Origin of the sequence: Collinsella aerofaciens (genome assembly GCF_901212495.1) — a bacterium.
Classification (GTDB): domain Bacteria; phylum Actinomycetota; class Coriobacteriia; order Coriobacteriales; family Coriobacteriaceae; genus Collinsella; species Collinsella aerofaciens_H.
This window is the reverse complement of the sequence record NZ_CAAKNY010000017.1, coordinates 39,208-53,355: the sequence shown is the minus strand read 5'-3', so window position 1 is coordinate 53,355 and position 14,148 is coordinate 39,208. Positions and strand designations below refer to the sequence as shown.

Annotated in this window: 15 protein-coding genes; 13 read left to right on the top strand and 2 right to left on the bottom strand. The window is 61.7% G+C overall.

Annotated elements, in window-relative coordinates:
• The first annotated feature begins 175 nt into the window (after positions 1-175).
• From SFLMC1_RS01375 to SFLMC1_RS01315, 13 genes are all read left to right on the top strand, one after another.
• The gene (locus SFLMC1_RS01375) at positions 176-2,233 is read left to right on the top strand and encodes an ABC transporter permease subunit (RefSeq protein WP_152073564.1); all 2,058 of its coding nucleotides are present in this window, start codon (positions 176-178) and stop codon (positions 2,231-2,233) included.
• Positions 2,234-2,242: 9 nt separating this feature from the next.
• Positions 2,243-3,013: an ABC transporter ATP-binding protein gene (locus tag SFLMC1_RS01370; protein ID WP_222838010.1), complete on the top strand. Its 771-nt coding sequence runs from the start codon at positions 2,243-2,245 to the stop codon at positions 3,011-3,013.
• Positions 3,014-3,088: 75 nt separating this feature from the next.
• Positions 3,089-4,363: an O-acetylhomoserine aminocarboxypropyltransferase/cysteine synthase family protein gene (locus SFLMC1_RS01365; RefSeq protein WP_222838009.1), complete on the top strand. Its 1,275-nt coding sequence runs from the start codon at positions 3,089-3,091 to the stop codon at positions 4,361-4,363.
• A 13-nt stretch (positions 4,364-4,376) separates the two neighbouring features.
• Positions 4,377-5,291, top strand: coding sequence for a 4Fe-4S binding protein (locus tag SFLMC1_RS01360; protein WP_152073566.1), 915 nt, complete (start codon positions 4,377-4,379; stop codon positions 5,289-5,291).
• A 48-nt stretch (positions 5,292-5,339) separates the two neighbouring features.
• Entirely contained in the window at positions 5,340-5,594 is a 255-nt protein-coding gene (locus SFLMC1_RS01355; protein ID WP_152073567.1) for a sulfurtransferase TusA family protein, read from the top strand.
• A gap of 11 nt (positions 5,595-5,605) precedes the next feature.
• On the top strand, positions 5,606-5,926 hold the full coding sequence (locus SFLMC1_RS01350) for a thioredoxin family protein (protein ID WP_152073568.1): 321 nt from the start codon (positions 5,606-5,608) through the stop codon (positions 5,924-5,926).
• Between the two features lie 65 nt (positions 5,927-5,991).
• Complete coding sequence (thiS, locus tag SFLMC1_RS01345) at positions 5,992-6,198, top strand: sulfur carrier protein ThiS (protein ID WP_152073569.1); 207 nt, start codon at positions 5,992-5,994, stop codon at positions 6,196-6,198.
• Positions 6,199-6,345: 147 nt separating this feature from the next.
• Positions 6,346-7,182: a thiazole biosynthesis adenylyltransferase ThiF gene (gene thiF / locus SFLMC1_RS01340; RefSeq protein ID WP_152073570.1), complete on the top strand. Its 837-nt coding sequence runs from the start codon at positions 6,346-6,348 to the stop codon at positions 7,180-7,182.
• A gap of 2 nt (positions 7,183-7,184) precedes the next feature.
• Positions 7,185-7,631 carry a M67 family metallopeptidase gene (locus SFLMC1_RS01335; RefSeq protein ID WP_152073571.1) on the top strand — a complete coding sequence of 149 codons (447 nt, stop codon included), beginning with the start codon at positions 7,185-7,187 and terminating at the stop codon, positions 7,629-7,631.
• 2 nt (positions 7,632-7,633) lie between these two features.
• The gene (locus SFLMC1_RS01330) at positions 7,634-8,479 is read left to right on the top strand and encodes a sirohydrochlorin cobaltochelatase (protein WP_152073572.1); all 846 of its coding nucleotides are present in this window, start codon (positions 7,634-7,636) and stop codon (positions 8,477-8,479) included.
• 28 nt (positions 8,480-8,507) lie between these two features.
• Entirely contained in the window at positions 8,508-9,596 is a 1,089-nt protein-coding gene (locus SFLMC1_RS01325; protein ID WP_152073573.1) for an ABC transporter substrate-binding protein, read from the top strand.
• A gap of 9 nt (positions 9,597-9,605) precedes the next feature.
• Positions 9,606-10,655 carry a FecCD family ABC transporter permease gene (locus tag SFLMC1_RS01320; protein ID WP_152073574.1) on the top strand — a complete coding sequence of 350 codons (1,050 nt, stop codon included), beginning with the start codon at positions 9,606-9,608 and terminating at the stop codon, positions 10,653-10,655.
• Positions 10,648-11,463 carry an ABC transporter ATP-binding protein gene (locus SFLMC1_RS01315; RefSeq protein ID WP_152073575.1) on the top strand — a complete coding sequence of 272 codons (816 nt, stop codon included), beginning with the start codon at positions 10,648-10,650 and terminating at the stop codon, positions 11,461-11,463. The genes SFLMC1_RS01320 and SFLMC1_RS01315 overlap by 8 nt, the downstream gene beginning before the upstream one ends.
• Before the next feature lie 279 nt (positions 11,464-11,742).
• Here SFLMC1_RS01315 and SFLMC1_RS01310 read toward each other — a convergent pair whose 3' ends face one another.
• Together SFLMC1_RS01310 and gpmA are read right to left on the bottom strand one after the other, a co-directional pair.
• Positions 11,743-12,999 carry an Nramp family divalent metal transporter gene (locus tag SFLMC1_RS01310; RefSeq protein WP_152073576.1) on the bottom strand — a complete coding sequence of 419 codons (1,257 nt, stop codon included), beginning with the start codon at positions 12,997-12,999 and terminating at the stop codon, positions 11,743-11,745.
• 75 nt (positions 13,000-13,074) lie between these two features.
• Entirely contained in the window at positions 13,075-13,821 is a 747-nt protein-coding gene (gene gpmA / locus SFLMC1_RS01305) for a 2,3-diphosphoglycerate-dependent phosphoglycerate mutase (RefSeq protein WP_187323804.1), read from the bottom strand.
• Positions 13,822-14,148 lie beyond the last annotated feature (327 nt).

Genomic DNA, 14,148 nt, shown 5'->3' with positions numbered 1-14,148 from the left:
GGATCAATTGGTGTGCCGGGGTATCTGGAATTGCGATAGCCGGTCGCGCTGTTCTGATAGGGGTGTCAGGCTATTTTCCCTATAAACCTAGTAGGATAAAAGGATATAATGCCGAACTTAAGCAACGAAGGAGACGCGGATCCGCCGCGTCCGTGCTGGGGAAGGGGCATTGCTCATGACATCGCAGGACACGATTACAAGGGGTGTACACAGCGTCGATTGGAAGCGCCGTATGTGCGCATTCCTGTTCGTGCTGGCTGTCGCAGCGACAGCTTTTATCGCACTGCCCGTTCAGGCCAAGGCGGCTGATGCGCCGACCAAGACGGTCCGCATCGGCTTTCCCTCGAGCGGCAATAACTTTGCAAGCGGTCTGCTCGGCGTGGCCGAAACCAAGGGCTATCTCGATGAGTATCTGGAGCCGCTCGGATACAAAGCCGAGGTGGCGGGATTTGTCGGTGCGGCGCCCGCGCTTCATGAGGCCCTGAGCTCCGGTGACCTCGATTACGTCGATTACGCGGGTTTTGCGGGCATTCTCGGCAAGTCGAAGGGTATCGACACCACGCTGCTCGCCGTGACTGATTTTGGTTCGGGCTGGCGTCTCGTCGTCTCTAAGAGCTCGGGCATTAAGAGCCTCAAAGACCTGAAGGGCAAAAAGGTTGCCTACATGCGCGGTGCCACGCCGCAGATGTACCTGGTGCGTGTGCTGGCTGAGGCAGGGCTCACCTTTGATGACATCGTGCCAGTCAATGCCTCGCTTCCCGACGGCTTGTCGACGCTTGCTTCGGGCGGTGTGGATGCTGCGGTGGTGAGCGGCGGACAAGAGACGCAGCTTGCCAATGAAGGTCTGGTCAAGGTCCTGCACGATGGCGCCAAGGCCGATTCCTCCACGTATTTTGAGCCCACGGTTCTGATTGGTCGCACAGCATATGCCAAAGACCACCAGGATGTGTCGGTGGCAATTCTCAAAGCGCTGCTCAAGGCGCGTGCTGACGTCATTGCCGACCCGGAGGGCTTTATAAAGCTCTCGTCCGAGAAATCGGGCAACCCCATCGAGGTCATCAAGGCGCAAAACGTGGCCGACCAGAAGACCCTTCGTCCCGCATCGCTTTCGGACGACATGCTCGCCGCCATGAAAAACGTCCAGCAGTTTGAGCTCGATAACAAGATCATCCAAAGCGAGGTCGATATCGAGGCATGGGCGGATTCGAGCGCCCTGAAGCAGGCGATTGAGGAATATGGATCGGACGGCAAGGGCACGGACGGCACCAAGCTCGCGACGAGCGTGATTGCCGCAAGCGTGGCGAGCCCCGAGGACCGCGCGGCCCGCAAGCAGGCCGAGGTTATCCAGGGACTGATCGGCGCGCTTCCGGTGGTCATCGTCGCGGCGGTCATCACGGTTGGCATCGTTATCGCTCGCCGCAACCTGCGTCGCCGCTTGGGCTCCAACGGTTCCGCCGCCGACCCGGCGCCTGCCGTTCGTATCGTCGACACGCTGTTCGCGCTCATCTTGCCGCTGTGGGTGCTTGTCGCTTGGCATGTGGCTACCAGTACGGGCCTCCTCTCCACGGTGGTGCTGCCCACGATCTCCTCGGTCGTGTCGACGCTCGTGCAGCAGCTCACGACCGGCACCTTTAAGGGCGACCTTGCCATCAGCGTGGTTCGCATCCTCGAGGGCTATGCCATCGCCGTGGTCGCCGGCGTCTTCTTTGGCGTGGTCATGGGCATGAGCGCCTCGGCCCACAAGTTCTTCTCGCTCGCCTTTAAGGCCGTGCGCCAGATTCCGATGATGGCCTGGGTGCCGTTGCTGGTGATCTGGTTTGGCATTGGCGAGGAGTCCAAGGTCGCGGTCATCTTCTTGGCGAGCTTCTTCCCCGTGCTGGTCAACACCATCGACGGCATCGAGCGCTGCGATCCCAAGCTCGTGGAGGTCGGTCGCATGTATCGCCTCCCGGGTTGGCAGATGTTCCGCCAGATCTATCTGCCGAGTGCCCTTCCCTCGATCTTTGTGGGCCTCAAACTCGCCCTCGGCATAGCCTGGATGGCCGTCGTCGGCTCCGAGATGATCGCCGCGAGCTCGGGCATCGGCTTTCGGATCAACGACGCCCGCACACTTATGGATTACTCCATCGTCTTTGCCGGCATCATCGTCATCGCCGTCGCCGGCGTCCTGATGGATATGGTGCTCGGCGTGATCGCCAAGATCGCCACGCCCTGGCAGCAGAAGAAGAACTAGGAGGGCATGATGTCTCACGAGCTTTCGATTGCAGACCTTAACAAGGACTTTTCCATCAAGGGCGAGACGCGCCACGTGCTCGACCATATCGACCTTGATATCCGCGCCGGCGAGTTTTTGGTCATCGTGGGCCACTCCGGCTGCGGCAAGTCCACGCTGCTCAAGATCATCGCCGGACTCGAGCATCCCACGACGGGTACCGTCGCGCTCGACGGCAAGCCTGTGACCGGCCCCGGCCCCGACCGAACCATGATCTTTCAGGAGCACCGTCTGTTTCCCTGGATGAGCATCCGCGACAACATTGAGTTTGGCCTGCGCGGACGTTCCGATTCCGAGCGCTCCCAGATCTCGAGCCGCCTGCTCAAGACCGTCGACCTGGAAGAGTTCGCGGACGCGTACCCGGCACAGCTTTCGGGTGGCATGTCGCAGCGCGCCGCCATCGCCCGCGCCTTGGCGACTAATCCCGAGATTCTGCTGCTCGACGAGCCCTTTGGCGCTCTCGATGCCTTTACCAAGATGGAGCTGCAGGAGGAGCTGCTGCGCATCCACGCCGAGCAGGGCGGCACTATGGCCATGGTGACCCACGATATCGAGGAGGCCGTGTACCTGGCCGACCGTATCGTGGTCATGTCGAGCCGACCCGGCAAGATCGAGGAGATCGTCGAGGTGCAGCTGGGCCGCCCGCGCGACCGCGGCAGCGCCGACTTTGCCTGGTACAAGAAACGTGTGTACGACCATTTCATCAAGTCGAAACAAAAGGGACCCGAATACGTTATTTAACCTATACGGTTGGTAGGATTTGTAGCAGAATGGTGCGCCAAGCAAATTGTTCGCACAATGAGGGGGCGATTGAGGATGACCGAACCGAGCGACGAGCGCATCGACGGCATGCGCTTTGAGACGGCGCTGCTCCACGCGCGCCGCCGCGAGCCGTTCGCCGTGGAGTCGACGACGCCGCCGATCTACCAGACGAGCGCCTATGCGTTCGATGAGGAGGAGCGTCACGCCGCGGTGGCAGGCGGGCGTGCGCCGGGCTACGTGTATACGCGCCTGGGCAACCCCACCGTTGCGGCGTTCGAGCGTCGCATGGCGGCGCTGGAGGGCGGCTTTGCGGCCGTCGCCACCGCCTCGGGCATGGCGGCGATCTTCAACGCCGTCTCCAACGTGCTGCGCGCGGGGGACAAGATCGTGGCGGGTGCCTGCCTGTACGGCGGCACGCTCGAGCTGTTCGAAAGTCTGCGCGACTTTGGTATCGAGACCGTCTATGTTTCCGAGCTGACACCGGACACGCTGGAGCAGGCGATTGACGAGCACACCAAGCTCGTCTTTGCCGAGACCATCTCGAATCCCAAGCTCGAAGTGCTCGATATCGCCGCTATTGCCGAGGTCGCCCACGTGCACGGCATTGGCCTGGTGGTCGACAACACCGTGGCGACGCCGTATCTGTGTCGCCCGCTCGACCTGGGTGCCGACGTGGTCGTTGAGTCCTCGAGCAAGTACATCAACGGTCACAGCAATGCCATCAGCGGCGTGGTGATCGATTCGGGCCGCGGTCCGTGGGATCCGCAGCGCTACCCGTCCATGGCCAAGTGGGCCAAGTTTCGCAACATGGCCTATACGGTCAAGCTGCGCCAGGGACTGTTCCGCGATACCGGCGCGTGCCTGTCGCCGCAAAACGCGTTTCTCAACTGTACGGGCATCGAGACGCTCGCCCTGCGCATGGAGCGCGCCTGCGCGAACGCCCAAGGCCTTGCCGAATGGTTCGCGTCGAGCGGCCACGATGTCGAGGTCGACTATCCGGGTCTGCCCTCGCACCCAGGTCATGACGTGGCCGCGCGTCAGTTTGGCGGCCGCGGCTTTGGCGCGCTCATGTCGATCCGCGTGGGCTCCCAGGAGCGTGCGTTCAAGGTTATCAACGGCGTCAAGTTGCCGCTGCGCGTAAGCAACATCGGCGACACCAAGACGCTCATCACGCATCCTGCGACAACTGTTTTCGCCGACAATTCGCCGCAGGAGCAACAGGCGGCAGGCGTGTGGCCCGATACGATTCGCCTATCGATCGGGATCGAGGACCTCGCCGACCTTATCGAGGATTTCGAGCGGTCGCTCACCGCCGCCGATCAAGCATAGAAGGGGAACTGGTATGGCAAAGATAAACAATGCCGCACTCAAAAAGGGTGGTTTTATGGCGCAGAAGCAGAAGGGGTACTACAGCCTTCGCCTGCGCGTGGTGGCCGGGCATATGACGGCCGAGCAGCTGCGTGTCGTGGCTGAGGTGGCCGAAAAGTACGGTCACGGCTATATCCACAACACAAGTCGCCAGTCCATCGAGATTCCCTGGATCAACGTGGAGGATGCCGAGGAGGTCAAGGCCGTGCTCGCGCAGGGCGGCGTGGAGCCGGGTTGCTGCGGCGCGCGCGTCCGCACGGTGACGGGCTGCCAGGGCTGCGTGTCGTGTCCTTCGGGCAACATCGACAGCTTTGCCGTCGCCAACGAGCTCGACGAGCGCTATTTTGGCCGCGACCTGCCCGGTAAGTTTAAATTCGGCGTGACCGGTTGCCAAAACAACTGCCTGAAGGCCGAGGAGAACGACATGGGCATCAAGGGCGGCCGCAAGGTCACCTGGGTTCCCGACGCGTGCATCCACTGCGGCATCTGCTCCAAGGTGTGCTCGTTTGGCGCCATCAGCGACGACGGCGAGACGCTCACGGTGGACTACGACAAGTGCGCAAGCTGCGGCAAGTGCTCGCAGAAGTGCCCGGTCGACGCTTGGGAGACCCAGCCGGTCTACAACGTGTGCTTTGGCGGCCTGTTTGGCAACCACATTACCAAGGCCAAGTCGTTCCTTCCGCCCATCGAGAACGACGAGCAGCTCATCGCCGTGGCGGATGCCGCGATCCAGTGGTTCGACGACCACGCCAAGGCCGGCGATCGCTTTAAGTTCACGCTCGATCGCGAGGGCTGGGAGGGCATGGTCGAGGCCGTGACCGCTGCCTACAACGAGCATGCGCCCAAGCCGGGCGAGCCCATCAAGCCGCTGATCGGCACCGATAAATAAGTTGACGCGGCGGGGCCGAGCCCATGCTGCTTAGGGAAGGAGGCCTCCATGGCCCAGGAAGAGATTGCATTTGACGACGAGGTCGATATCACCGACGCCGTCTGCCCCATGACGTTTGTGCGCGCGAAGGCCGCCATCGAGGAGCTCGAGATCGGCCAGGTGCTCAAGGTGCACCTCAACGAGGGCGAGCCCATGCAAAACGTGCCGCGCTCGCTTAAGGATGACGGCCAGCAGGTGCTGCGCCTGGCGCCGTCGGACGAGGGCACGTTTGACCTGTACGTTAAGAAACTCGTGGACGAGTAGGGAGGCTGACGATGGCAGAGAGAATCGATGCCGCTTCGTTTGAGGAGCGCGTACTCAAGGCGGACAAGCCGGTGCTCGTTGATTTTTATTCGGATACCTGCATTCCGTGCAAGCGCTTAAACCCGCAGCTGGCAAAGCTGGAGGAGACCCGCGCCGGCGAGCTCGACGTGGTGAAGGTCAACATCAATTTCGACACGCAGGTGGCCGTAGACAACGGCGTCATGGCGGCGCCCACGCTCGTACTGTTCCAGGGCGGCAAGGAGGCCGGCCGCACGGTGGGCTTTAAGGCGCTCAAAGAGCTCGAGGAGTTTATCGATGGGGCGCTCGCCTAGGGCCCTGTCTGAGCGGGTCTGCAAGGGCTCGGATACGTAATTACTTGGTAGGAAGGATGCCAATCATGAAGATCAATGTCGGCGGCAAGCAGAAAGAATACGACGAGGGCCTGACCGTGACGCAGCTCGTGGCGGCCGAGAATGTCGAGACGCCCGAGTACGTGACCGTGTCGGTCAACGACGAGTTCGTGGACCACAAGGACTTCGACAGCCGCGTGCTCAACGATGGCGACACGGTTGAGTTTCTCTACTTCATGGGCGGTGGCTGCTAAAAAAGTTCCCTAAGCACCGCACCTTGGCCCTCAAGCCGTCGCTTGCGTACATTTAAGTACGCGGCGCTCCTCTTTCAGGCCCATCTGCGGCACCTGGAACGTTTTTAGCCGATCCCCGTCTCTCTTCAGTTTTAAGGGAGCTATCGCATGGCTTTTTCGAATGAACAGCTTGAGCGCTATTCGCGCCACATCATCTTGAAGGAGGTTGGCGTCAAGGGGCAAAAGAAGCTCCTGAATGCCCGCGTCCTTATCATTGGCGCCGGCGGCCTGGGCGCACCGGCGGCCCTGTACCTGGCTGCTGCCGGCGTGGGCACCATCGGTATTGTCGATGCCGACGAGGTCGACCTTTCCAACCTGCAGCGTCAGGTGATCCATGCCACGTCCAACATCGGCGAGCCCAAGGTGGAAAGCGCCAAGGAGACGATGGAGGACATCAACCCCGACGTCACGGTCAATACCTACCAGGAGTTCGTCGACTCCACCAACATCGCCGACCTGATCGCCGACTACGACTTTGTGATCGACGGCGTGGACAACTTCCCCACGAAGTTTCTCATCAACGACGCCTGTGTCATGGCCAAGAAGCCCTTTGTGCATGCGGGCATCATCCGCTTTAAGGGCCAGCTCATGACCTATGTGCCGGGCGAGGGCCCGTGCTATCGCTGCGTCTTTAAGACCATGCCGCCCAAGGACGCCGTGCCCACGTGCAAGCAGGCGGGTGTCATCGGCGCCATGGCGGGTGTCATCGGCTGCCTGGAGGCGCTCGAGGCCATTAAGTACATCTTGGGCATCGGCAACCTGCTGACCGGCAAGCTGCTCACCTACGATGCGCTGGCGGGCGATTTCCATACCATCAAGCTGCCGCCGGCAGACCCCAATTGCGCCATTTGCGGCGAGCATCCGACCATCACCGAGCTGATCGACTACGAGCAGCCCGAGTGTGCCGATGCCGTGCACGGTGCGAGCCTGAAGGCGGGGGAGTAGCGATGCCGCGCGTGGAGAAGCTGCTGCTTGCGGCCGCGGATTACGACCGTATCGTGGCACATGCCAAGGAGGGTCTGCCCAACGAGGCGTGCGGTCTGATTGCCGGCACGGTGGCCGGCGAGGGTGAGGCGGCAGTGGGTACCGTCGAGCATGTGTACCTGCTTACCAATGTCGACGAGAGTAACGAGCACTTTTCGATGGATCCGCGCGAGCAGCTCGCGGCCGTTAAGGACGCGCGTGCCCATGGCTGGGAGATGCTCGGCAACTGGCATTCGCATCCCGAGAGCCCGTCGCGTCCCTCCGAGGAGGACAAGCGCCTGGCGTTTGACTCGACGGCGGCGTATCTGATCCTGTCACTGATGGATCCCGAGCATCTGGTGCTCAACGCCTTCCATGTTGAACACGACAAGCAGGTTGCCCGCGTGCCGCTCGAGGTTGTTGAGGGTTAGGCGTGGGCGGCGCTGCGATTGAAACGTGCGCCGGCGCTCGCGTGGACGCCGTCGTGTTTGCCGCCTATGGCACCACGCGTGCCCAGGCGCGTTTGGCGGCGATCGAGCCCGCGTTTCGTGCGGTGGCCGATGCCGTTGACGTACCGTGCGAGCTGGCTTTTTGTGGCCCGGCGGTGTGCCGGCTTTTGGCTCGCTGTGGTGAGCCTGCGCCCGAGTTGGAGCGCGTGCTGGAGCAGGTCGCTGACGCCGGCGCGCGCAGGGTTGCCATCGTGTCCGGTATGGTTGTCGACGGATGGGCCCAAGCCAACCTGCACGAGCGCGTGGGTGCGGCTGTCGAGCGTTTGGGGCTGAAGGCCGTTGTCGGTGCCCCGCTCCTGTCCGATGCCACGGATGTGGATTGTCTTGCCGCGGCGCTTATGGGGGAGTGGCGGCCTAAGCCTGGGACCGTGACCCTCTTTGTAGGCCATGGCATTGGCGGGCCGGCGGGCAGCGACTATGCGCGACCCCGCGACGCCTTTGATGCGTACGGGTCGCTTGGAGCGGCGTTTGCCCGCGCCGGTCGTGATGACTTGGCGGTGGCCTGTCTGTCGGATGGCCCAAGCGCTGCCCTGCAGGTTGTTCGCGGGCTTGCCGAACCGGGTTCGACGGTGCGGCTGGTGCCGCTGATGCTTTCCGCCGGACGCCATGTGCTCAAGAATATCGGTGGCTCGGATGACCGCTCATGGTCGAGTGTGCTCGCGGCTGCAGACTATGTCCCGCAGCTTTGCGATTGTGGCCTGGGCGAGGTTGCCGCCGTACGGGAACTGTATGCGCACCATGCACGTGCGCTGTTCGCCACGAACGAATAGAAGAGAAGAAAGAACAGAAAGTATAACGATGAAGAAGACCCATTTGATACGACCCATGATGGCCGGTGCCACGCTTGCGCTCGCCGCTGTTTTGAGCCTGGGCTTAAGCGCCTGCGGCGCGACCGGTTCCTCGGCAAATAGCGGTTCTTCAGCGAGCTCTGCTGTCCAGTCGTCAGACGCCGGCAAATCCTCGGCTTCGACTTCGACTGACGATAAGGTCGCCAAGTCGGTCGATCTTAAGATCGCCGCGGATGGCGCGGTGAGTTTTACCGATGACCTGGGCAACACCGTTACCGTCAAGAAGCCTAAGCATGTCGTGGCCTGCATGGGCAGCTTTGCCAACGCTTGGGAGCTCGCAGGCGGCAAGCTCGCCGCCGCGACCGACGATGCCTATGAGAACTACGGCGTCGATGCCGACAAGGTGGCATCGGTGGGCCGTTCCACGTCGTTGTCGCTCGAGTCCATCATGGCTCAGGACCCTGACTTTGTGATCGCTACCGGCCTTTCGGATGGCAAGCACTCCACGGGCGTTTCGCAATCCGACCTTAAGAGCGCCCTCGATGCGTCCGAGATTCCCTGTGCGTTCTTTAAGGTCGCCACGTTCGACGACTATCTGCGCATGCTCCGCATCTTTACCGCCATCACGGGTCGCGACGACCTGTATCAGAAGAACGGCCTCGATGTTCAGGCCTCGATTAAAAAGGCCGTCAAAAAGTACAGCGTTTCCGACAAGAAGCCGCGTGTGCTGGTGATGAGCTCGTACTCCAAGGGCGTTACCGCGCAGGATTCCACCGGTATGACGGGCGCAATGGTCAAGGAATTGGGTGCGACCAACGTGTGCGACGAGAACTCGAGTGCGCTCACGGACTTTAGCATCGAGTCGATCGCCGCGCTCGATCCGGATTATATTTTTGTGCTGTCCGTCGGCACTGATACAAAGGCCGCCGAGCGCAACTTTACGCAGTCCGTGGAGTCCAATCCTGCCTGGGGCGAGCTCTCGGCCGTTAAAGCAGGCAACTACAAGGTGCTCGACAGCGCGCATTTTATGTCGAAGCCCAATGCCAAATGGGATGAGTCCTATACGATTCTGGGCAAGGCGCTGGCCAAGATGAACTAGGGGGTTTGCATGCGTAAGACGAGTTCGAATGGAGCGGGGAGCGCTCCGTCGCACGCACGTCGCCGTGTCGTCCGCCTGTTTGCCGGGTCTGTCGTGGCGCTGGTTGTCATTGCCGTCGTCTCGTTTTGCATGGGTCCCAGCTCTGTTTCGATCGGCGATATTGCCGCCTTTGCGACGGGTGCCCCCGTGGACGCGACCGTCGCCAATATCATCGTGAATATCCGCATGCCCCGCGTCGTCGCCGGTCTCGTTGCCGGCGCGGCGCTTTCTGTTGCCGGTGCGCTCATTCAGGCGGTACTCGACAACCCGCTGGCGAGTCCGAGTGTGATCGGCATCAACTCTGGTGCGGGCCTGGCTGTGCTTGCCGTCTCGGCCTGTCCGTTGTTCTATAACGATCCGCCGCGCGAGCTGCTGCCGATCGTGGCTTTTGCGGGTGCGCTGATCGCGGCCGCGCTCGTGTTTGCCATCTCGGCGCGCGCGGGCGTGTCACGTCTGACCGTGGTGCTTTCGGGCGTGGCGATCAACGCCGTGGCGGGTGCCGGTATGAACACCGTGCTGTTGGTGGCACCGAACGTGTACGTGGGGTCGTCGGCATACTTGGTCGGCGGCTTCTCGGGCGTGCTCATGCGCAACCTGATGCTGCCGGCGTTGCTGGCGGTATGCGGCATGGTGGTGGCGTTTTGCCTGGCGAACCGTCTGAATGTGCTGTCGCTCGGTCGCGAGGCTGCCCATGGCCTAGGCATGCGCACGGTGACGGTGCGCTTGGCGGCGCTGGCGGTGGCGGCGCTGCTCGCGGGCTGCGCGGTAAGCTTTGGCGGTCTGATTGGCTTTGTGGGCCTGATGGTGCCCCATGCGGTGCGCCGCCTTGCGGGCCACGACAACCGCGTGGTCATTCCGCTGTGCGCAATGTGCGGCGCGGCGTTTACCGTTCTGTGCGATACCGTCGCACGCACGGCTTTTGCGCCCTACGAACTGCCGGTGGGCATTTTGCTGTCGCTGGTGGGCGGACCGTTCTTTATCTACCTGATTATGGCGCGAAAGGGGTTCCGCGATGAGTGAGCGTGGCGTGCGGGGCGCGGGCGCTGCGGGTGCGGCTTGCCCGGCCGCGGCCGTTGAGCTGCACGATGTCCGCTTTGCCTATGGCGAGCACGCGGTGTTGGACGGCTTGTCGCTTGCGCTGCCCGCGGGTTGCCTGACGGGCATCGTCGGTCCCAACGGCTGCGGCAAGTCGACCCTGTTGCGCGTGATCGATGGCGTGCTGGAGCCGGCCGCGGGCGAGGCGCTCGTTGAGGGTGATGCTCTCGACAGCCTGTCTGCACGTGAACGTGCCGAGCGTATTGCGCTGCTGCCCCAGATTCACCGCACGCCGTCCATGACGGTGGAGGCACTTGTGTCGTGCGGACGCTATGCCCATATGGGGCTGTTTGGCGGACTGACCGATCAGGACCGGCTGATTGTTGCCGAGTCTATGCGCGTTGCCGGTGTTGAGCATTTGGCGCACAAGGCTGCCCGCACGCTTTCGGGCGGCGAGCGGCAGCGGGCGTTTATCGCGATGGTGCTCGCCCAGCGGGCACGGACCGTGCTGCTCGACGAGCCCACGACCTACTTGGACCCCCGCGCAGCGCTCGACGTGATGGGCCTGGCTCGTGGGCTGGTTCATGAGCAGGGGATGACCGGTGCTGTGGTTATTCATGACCTGCCGCTCGCCCTGCGCTTCTGCGACCGCATCGCCGTCATGGACAGCGGCCGCATCGTTGCCGTGGGTACACCTGCCGAGATTCTCGACCAGGGCGTGCTCGAACAAGTCTTCGGCGTAACGATTGCCCGGATGGAGCTCGGCGGCGAGGTTGTCTACAGCTGCTGTTAGCCGATCCTGTCTGTCGTGAGTCCGGCCGACCTTTTGTCTCAATCTGTAACATCTAACGGCTCAAAACGGGTCTATCTGTTACAGATTGAGATAAACCAAAACCGTCCGGTAGAAGATCTCAATCTGTAACATCTAGCAGTGAAAACGGGGTCTACGTGTTACAGATTGAGACAAACGGAGCTGTCCCTCGGAATGATCTCGATCTGTAACACCTAGACATCAAAAGCGGGTCTAGATGTTACAGATCGAGACGTTTGACTGGGTAGGTGTCCCGCCCCATTACATCCCTGTCAACAACACGACATCGAGAGTCGTCACGATGATACCGATCCCTACGAGCAGCGCATTGAGTGGGCGCGAGTTGGCGTATTTGCCCATGACGCGGCGTGAGCTGGTGAGCCGTATGAGCACAAAGACCGTAATCGGCAGCTGAAGCGACAGCAGTGCCTGACTCCAGATAAGCCCTTCAAAGGGGTTTGGGACGACCAGGCACGATGCGACGGCACCGGCGAAACAGGCCGCCACGCCGATCGAGGAATGTCGGTCGTGGATGTCGTATTCCTCGTCGAACATGCCCGCGGTGATGGTGCCCGCCGCCATGCCCGCCGTCACGCTGCTCGATAGTCCCGCGAACAGCAGCGCTACCGCAAAGATGGTCGAGCTTGCCGTGCCCAGAATGGGGGAGAGCGTGGCAGCTGCGACGGCGAGGTCGTCTACGACAATGCCATGCGCAAAGAAGGTCGTCGCGGCCAGGATGACCATGGCCGAGTTGATTGCCCAGCCCACGCCCATCGAAAAGAGCGTGTCGAAGAGCTCGTAGCGCAAACGTTCTTCGATAACTTGCTCGCCTTGGCCTTCGAAGTGCATGGATTGGATGACCTCGGAGTGCAGGAAGAGGTTGTGGGGCATAACGACCGCGCCTAGGACACTCACGATAATCGCGGCAGAGCCAGTGGGCATGCTGGGCGTGATCCAGCTTGCGGCGGCTTGCGGCCAGTCGACCTTGACTAGTGCAAGCTCGGCCAAAAACGAGAGTCCTACCACGCCTACGAAAGCGATGATCCAGCGTTCGGCGCGCTTGTAGGAGCTCGTCACGAGCATCGCCATCGACACTGCCGCCACGATGACGCAGCCCGCGCGCACAGGCAGCCCAAAGAGCATTTGAAGGGCAATCGCGCCACCCAGGACTTCGGCCATGGCGGTGGCGATGGTCGCGAGATAGGCACTGGCGAGCACCGCGCGCCCACCGAAGCGGGGGAGGTAGCGTGTCGTGGCCTCGGCAAGACAGGCGCCCGTGGCGATACCCAAGTGCGCCGCGTTGTGCTGCAGCACAATGAGCATAATCGTGGACAGCGTGACGATCCACAGCAGCGCGTAGCCAAACTGCGAGCCCGCGGCCATATTGGAGGCCCAGTTGCCCGGGTCGATAAAGCCGACGGTCACGAGCAGTCCGGGACCGATGTGCCGCGCAATGTCTAGGCCTCCGTGACCACCGGTGCGTCGGGAGCCAAAGTGTTGTTTGAGGTGGTTGATCATGGTCGGTTCCTGCATAGGGGCAGCGCGGCGCCGCGCTTGGGTTATGCGGCGCCGCGCACTCGGTTTAGGTTGGGGTTACTTGCGCGCCTTGCCCTGGTTGGCCACAGCGTCAATCTTGGCGGTGATGGTCGCCGGGTCGCCGATGTAGCGCTTGTCGAGGACGTTGAAATCGGTGTCGAAGGTGTAGACGAGTGGCACGCCGGTGGGGATGTTGACCTTGAGGATTTCCTCGGGCGTGAGGTGCTCGAACTTCATGACGAGAGAGCGCAGGGAGTTGCCGTGTGCGGCGATGAGTACGCGCTTGCCGGCGAGCATTTGGGGGCGAATCTCGTCTTCGAAATAAGGCCAGGCGCGGGCGATCGTATCCTTGAGGCACTCGGTATAGGGCAGCTGATCGGGTGCGACGTCGCGGTATTGCTCCTGGGTGTGGGGATCGCGCGTGTCGTTCGGCTCGAGTGCCGGTGGGCACACGTCGAAGGAGCGGCGCCAGATGAGCACCTGTTCGTCGCCGTGCTCTGCCGCGGCATCGGCCTTGTTGAGACCCTGTAACGCGCCGTAGTGGCGCTCGTTGAGCTTCCAGGATTTGATGACAGGCAGCCACTCGCGATCCATTTGGCCGAGCACGATGTTGAGGGTGTGGATCGCGCGCTTGAGGCGCGAAGTGTAGCAGACGTCAAAGTCGAAACCGGCTTCTTTGAGGGCTTGACCGCCTGCGGCGGCTTCTTCGCGGCCCGTGTCGGTGAGCTCAACATCGGTCCAGCCGGTGAACAGGTTGAGTTTGTTCCACTCGGATTCTCCGTGACGGATAAGGACAAGTTGCATCGTCTGCTGGTCTGCTTGGTGTGCCATAGGGGCCTCCTTGATTTGGCGCGGCGTGCGTGCCGTTTGCTTTACGCCGCAAAGGATACCCGTTTTAGGCTTAAAAGTTAACCAAGACTAACAAAATTGTTGTATTTGAATGGGATGGTGAAAGGGGGCTGCCGAAATGTCTCGATCTGTAACAACTAGGGATGGAAATTGGGCCTAGGTGTTACAGATCGAGACAGGAAGAAATGGTCCTATGGAAAATCTCGATCTGTAACAGTTGACCGCCAAAACCGGCCCTTCGTGTTACAGATTGAGACATTCGGAGCCGTCTCTCAAAAGCAT

Excerpts from the sequence above, each read along its gene's own strand:
- SFLMC1_RS01370 (WP_222838010.1), top strand. The coding sequence starts at position 2,243 with ATGTCTCACGAGCTTTCGATTGCAGACCTTAACAAGGACTTTTCCATC.
- gpmA (WP_187323804.1), bottom strand. The coding sequence starts at position 13,821 with ATGCAACTTGTCCTTATCCGTCACGGAGAATCCGAGTGGAACAAACTC.
- SFLMC1_RS01320 (WP_152073574.1), top strand. The coding sequence starts at position 9,606 with ATGCGTAAGACGAGTTCGAATGGAGCGGGGAGCGCTCCGTCGCACGCA.
- SFLMC1_RS01335 (WP_152073571.1), top strand. The coding sequence starts at position 7,185 with ATGCCGCGCGTGGAGAAGCTGCTGCTTGCGGCCGCGGATTACGACCGT.
- SFLMC1_RS01360 (WP_152073566.1), top strand. The coding sequence starts at position 4,377 with ATGGCAAAGATAAACAATGCCGCACTCAAAAAGGGTGGTTTTATGGCG.
- SFLMC1_RS01355 (WP_152073567.1), top strand. The coding sequence starts at position 5,340 with ATGGCCCAGGAAGAGATTGCATTTGACGACGAGGTCGATATCACCGAC.
- SFLMC1_RS01310 (WP_152073576.1), bottom strand. The coding sequence starts at position 12,999 with ATGATCAACCACCTCAAACAACACTTTGGCTCCCGACGCACCGGTGGT.
- thiF (WP_152073570.1), top strand. The coding sequence starts at position 6,346 with ATGGCTTTTTCGAATGAACAGCTTGAGCGCTATTCGCGCCACATCATC.
- SFLMC1_RS01325 (WP_152073573.1), top strand. The coding sequence starts at position 8,508 with ATGAAGAAGACCCATTTGATACGACCCATGATGGCCGGTGCCACGCTT.
- SFLMC1_RS01375 (WP_152073564.1), top strand. The coding sequence starts at position 176 with ATGACATCGCAGGACACGATTACAAGGGGTGTACACAGCGTCGATTGG.
- SFLMC1_RS01365 (WP_222838009.1), top strand. The coding sequence starts at position 3,089 with ATGACCGAACCGAGCGACGAGCGCATCGACGGCATGCGCTTTGAGACG.
- SFLMC1_RS01315 (WP_152073575.1), top strand. The coding sequence starts at position 10,648 with ATGAGTGAGCGTGGCGTGCGGGGCGCGGGCGCTGCGGGTGCGGCTTGC.
- SFLMC1_RS01350 (WP_152073568.1), top strand. The coding sequence starts at position 5,606 with ATGGCAGAGAGAATCGATGCCGCTTCGTTTGAGGAGCGCGTACTCAAG.
- thiS (WP_152073569.1), top strand. The coding sequence starts at position 5,992 with ATGAAGATCAATGTCGGCGGCAAGCAGAAAGAATACGACGAGGGCCTG.